This is a genomic window from Pseudomonas fontis, from assembly GCF_028656955.1.
Classification (GTDB): Bacteria; Pseudomonadota; Gammaproteobacteria; order Pseudomonadales; family Pseudomonadaceae; genus Aquipseudomonas; species Aquipseudomonas fontis.
In genome coordinates this window covers 1-3804 of record NZ_JAMDGY010000150.1, presented here as the reverse complement: position 1 = coordinate 3804, position 3804 = coordinate 1, and the positions used below count along the sequence as shown (strand labels likewise).

Annotated in this window: 5 protein-coding genes, 3 tRNA genes and 1 pseudogene; 4 read left to right on the top strand and 5 right to left on the bottom strand. The window is 59.0% G+C overall.

Annotated features, from left to right (window positions below; all coding sequences use genetic code 11):
* A pseudogene (locus M5G11_RS27415) lies at positions 1-142 on the top strand (IS110 family transposase); the annotation flags it as partial.
* A gap of 104 nt (positions 143-246) precedes the next feature.
* On the opposite strand, the gene folD reads toward M5G11_RS27415, so the two are convergent.
* Complete coding sequence (folD, locus tag M5G11_RS27410; RefSeq protein ID WP_273912371.1) at positions 247-1101, bottom strand: bifunctional methylenetetrahydrofolate dehydrogenase/methenyltetrahydrofolate cyclohydrolase FolD; 855 nt, start codon at positions 1099-1101, stop codon at positions 247-249.
* A 285-nt stretch (positions 1102-1386) separates the two neighbouring features.
* Here folD and M5G11_RS27405 point away from each other — a divergent pair.
* The 3 genes from M5G11_RS27405 to M5G11_RS27395 all read left to right on the top strand — a co-directional run bounded on the left by M5G11_RS27405 (position 1387) and on the right by M5G11_RS27395 (position 1720).
* Positions 1387-1463 (top strand) — tRNA-Arg (locus tag M5G11_RS27405).
* A 43-nt stretch (positions 1464-1506) separates the two neighbouring features.
* A tRNA-His gene (locus tag M5G11_RS27400) sits at positions 1507-1582 on the top strand.
* A gap of 53 nt (positions 1583-1635) precedes the next feature.
* Positions 1636-1720: transfer RNA gene (locus M5G11_RS27395), tRNA-Leu, on the top strand.
* 9 nt (positions 1721-1729) lie between these two features.
* Here M5G11_RS27395 and M5G11_RS27390 read toward each other — a convergent pair.
* Genes M5G11_RS27390 through M5G11_RS27375 form a run of 4 tightly spaced genes read right to left on the bottom strand, consistent with a single transcriptional unit; the run spans position 1730 to position 3765 of the window.
* Positions 1730-2674 carry a tyrosine-type recombinase/integrase gene (locus M5G11_RS27390; RefSeq protein WP_273912370.1) on the bottom strand — a complete coding sequence of 315 codons (945 nt, stop codon included), beginning with the start codon at positions 2672-2674 and terminating at the stop codon, positions 1730-1732.
* Positions 2675-2712: 38 nt separating this feature from the next.
* Positions 2713-3030, bottom strand: a complete 318-nt coding sequence (locus M5G11_RS27385) for a helix-turn-helix domain-containing protein (protein ID WP_273912369.1) — start codon at positions 3028-3030, stop codon at positions 2713-2715.
* A 35-nt stretch (positions 3031-3065) separates the two neighbouring features.
* A complete protein-coding gene (locus M5G11_RS27380; RefSeq protein ID WP_273912368.1) occupies positions 3066-3524 on the bottom strand; it encodes a hypothetical protein in 459 nt (152 codons plus the stop codon).
* A gap of 52 nt (positions 3525-3576) precedes the next feature.
* On the bottom strand, positions 3577-3765 hold the full coding sequence (locus M5G11_RS27375) for a hypothetical protein (protein WP_273912372.1): 189 nt from the start codon (positions 3763-3765) through the stop codon (positions 3577-3579).
* Positions 3766-3804 lie beyond the last annotated feature (39 nt).

Sequence of the window (3804 nt, the reverse complement as noted above, 5' to 3'; positions counted from 1 at the left end):
GGCGATGAAGGACCGTTTGAAGGCTAAAGGAAAAGCGGGCAAGCAGATCGTCTGTGCCGTGATGCGCAAAATGCTGCATATCGTCTTTGGGGTGCTGAAATCGGGACAACCTTATGACCCGAAGTTAGCACTTGCCCGGTGACGGGCAAGACGGTATCTACAACCTCATGTCGTAGCGACCTGATCATCAGGCACAAAAAAACGGCACCTATTCAGGTGCCGTTTTTTCTACCTCGCCATCACCACTTACTTATGCAGCGCTTCAGCCGCATACAGGGTGTTTTCCAGCAGGCAGGCGCGGGTCATCGGGCCGACGCCGCCTGGGACGGGGGTGATCCAGCCGGCACGCGGCAGGGCGGTCTCGTAGACCACGTCGCCGACCAGCTTGCCGTCTTCCTGGCGGTTGATGCCGACGTCGATGACGATGGCGCCTTCCTTGATCCACTCACCCTTGACCAGCCCCGGCTTGCCGGCCGCGACCACTACCAGGTCGGCGCGGCCGACGTGGCCAGCCAGGTCCTTGGTGAAGCGGTGGGTCACGGTCACGGTGCAGCCGGCCAGCAGCAGCTCCATGGCCATCGGGCGACCGACGATGTTCGACGCGCCAACCACCACGGCATTCATGCCGTACAGGTCCTGACCGGTGCTTTCCAGCAGGGTCATGATGCCTTTGGGGGTGCACGGGCGCAGCAGCGGGATGCGCTGGGCCAGGCGGCCGACGTTATAAGGGTGGAAACCGTCGACGTCTTTATCCGGGCGAATGCGCTCCAGCAGCAGCGAGGCGTCCAGGTGTGCTGGCAGCGGCAGTTGCAGGAGGATGCCGTCGATGTTCGCGTCATCATTGAGGCGATCGATCAGGTCGGTGAGGGCCTGCTGCGTGGTGTCGCTGGGCAGGTCGTAGGCCTGGGAGATAAAGCCGACCTCTTCGCAGTCTTTACGCTTGTGCGATACATAGACTTGAGAGGCGGGGTCGGAACCGACCAGGATCACCGCCAGGCCCGGAGTACGCAGGCCTTGCTGGCGACGCTCCACGACACGTTGGGCGATCTGCTTGCGCAGGCTGGCGGCGATCGCCTTGCCGTCGATAAGGTGTGCAGTCATGACGCGTGATTAACCATCGAGAGGGAATAAATAGAGCGCGCATTCTCGCATGACGCGGGCGCAGGGCAAAGGCGCTTGGTCCGGCAATTCCCCTAACCCCTTAAATAAAATGAATTTTTTTCAAAAAAGAGTTGACGACCTAACCACTCGTCTATAACATTCGTCGCACTTGTCGGGCAGAGCCTAGCACTGGTTAGCAAGGTCGGGCAGAATGAGCGGATTTGCTAGCTTGTTCAGTTAGACTCAAAGTTGATTTGCAATCCTAACAGAAAGCAGATTGAATATGCGCCCGTAGCTCAGCTGGATAGAGCATCCGCCTTCTAAGCGGATGGTCGCAGGTTCGAGTCCTGCCGGGTGCGCCAATTTAGGCAGCTTTGGCACAAGTAAAAAGCAGTATGCAATATGGTGGGCGTAGCTCAGTTGGTAGAGCACAGGATTGTGACTCCTGTTGTCGTGGGTTCGATCCCCATCGTCCACCCCATATTCTAAAAGGCGCCCGATGAAAATCCGGCGCCTTTGCTTTAAAAGCTTCATGCGGACGTGGTGGAATTGGTAGACACACTGGATTTAGGTTCCAGCGCCGAAAGGTGTAAGAGTTCGAGTCTCTTCGTCCGCACCACCTTGTAAATCAAGTGCTTACCAGCTTTAGAGCGCCCTCCGCTCGACCCGCTGGATTATCAGTGTAGCGAGATTGTGACATTGGCTTGTCGAGCACACTGACCGCATCTCGCACCCTGGCCGGTGCGAGGTGCGCATATTTCTCGGTCATCTGCACCGTTGAATGGCCCAACAAATCCCTCACTTCGATCAACGGTACCCCGGCACTCACTAGCCAGGCCGCACACGTGTGTCTCAAGTCGTGAATGCGGAAGTCCTTGATGCCTGCTTTCTTGCAGGCCCCCTCGAAACCATCCGAAAGATCTACCACCTTCTCGCCCGTCCTGCGCGAGAAAACCCAGGGTGACGCCGGGCAGTTCTCAGCCCGAAACGACATTCGCCCCTTCAGCGCAGACATCGCCCCTTCATTCAGCGGAATGCTTCGACGCTTTCCTGCCTTCGTGTGCTCGCCTTCCAGGTAAAACAGACGGCTTGCCAGGTCAACGCGGCGCCACTCCAGCCCGATCATCTCTTCCTTCCTGCACCCCGTGTTCACCGCCAGCCTAATGAAGTCCTCCAGCAGGTCACCGAATCGTTGCGTGCGCGCCGACCGGCACAGCGAGTCGACCTCCGCCCGGGTAATCCAGCGCACCCGGCTCTCGGCTTCGCGTAGCGTCCGCCCCTTCACGGGGTTGGGGATCTTCCATTCCAGCTCGACAGCACACCAGTTGATCGCTGCCGACAATGCCGCCAGCTCTCTATTAATAGTGGCTGGTGACTTCCCTGCCTTCGACCGGAGCGATGAGTACTCCCGAATATCCTTGCCGGACAGATCGTTCATGACCCGTCCGGCGAAGAATTCGCGCAGCGCCTTCACCCGATGCTGCGTGGTGTCGAAGCTGCGCTGGGTTTGTGCAGCATGGCTCAGGTACTCGATCATCACTTCCTCGAAGGTGCGCTGCCGATCAAAGCCCATTTCCTTTTCACGCCACGCCTGACTCCGCTGCTCCTGCTCTAGAGCCTTGGCTGCGGCATGGTCCTTGGTGCCAGAAGAGCGTCTAACGTACGTTCCGTCTGACGCGGTGTAGCTAATCCACCAGGTTTCGCCTCTTTTGTACGGCATATCCTCTCCTCGGATACGACGCCCGCGGCGGCGAGGGTAGCAGGGATGCCAGCCTCGATCATCTCAACGAGCTTTTGATAGTGAATGCGGGCTGGGCCAAAGCCGCGCACGCATGGAATTTTTCCGTCTTTCGCCAGGCGATAGGCGGTTGAGCGACCGATGCCCAGCATCTCGGCCGCCTGGGTGACTGAGATCAGTCGCAGGGTCATGCAGGTCTCCACGCCGCGCATGGCGGCAGAGGTGGTTAATGGTTGGCTTTTGCTATGGCTGCCTGGACGACTTTCAGGTACTGGCCATCGACCCCGACGTAACCCATGCCTTCGCAGCGCTTCTGAACCCCTTTTAGTACCTCGACCAGCTCTTCGGTCAGCGCGCGCTCCGCCCGGCCGATATCCCAGAAGCGCTGGCCCCAGTGCCCGGTCGGCGGTGGGTTATTGTTTTGCACGCCCATGGCCATGGCTCCCACGGTTGCGTCGAGCAAGTCGCGCTTGTAGGCGTTGTCGCCGTCGATGCTGAGGCCTCCACGGCGAAGGGTGCTGATCACTTCATCGAGGACAATGCCTTGATCCTTTAGAACGATGTCCTTTCCGGGCTCGCCAGGCGTGTAGATGACCAGGGCGAGCTTCGCCTCGGGCCACAGGTTGTTGCTGATCTTCACCAGGGCATCGTTGGCGACTTCGTGGAATCGTGATGTTGCGGACATAGCTCATCCTCGCCCACCTACCGGCAGGCTTGAGTTGTTGTAGGTGGAGGGGTTACGGGTAGTTGTGGGAGATTCGGTCGGCAATGCTGTCTAGGCGCTCAGCCATGTGCCACATGTCGTTGTTGTCACGGCGACTCACGACCAGCGACCTGGTGACGTTGCGGCCCATCAGGATGGCGACGGCCAACCGGATCAGCGCAGCTTCAAGCTTTCGGCGGATGAAGCCTTTACGCGGGATCATGCCCTCGGCCCCTTCCAGATTATCCAGGCCATGTAGAGC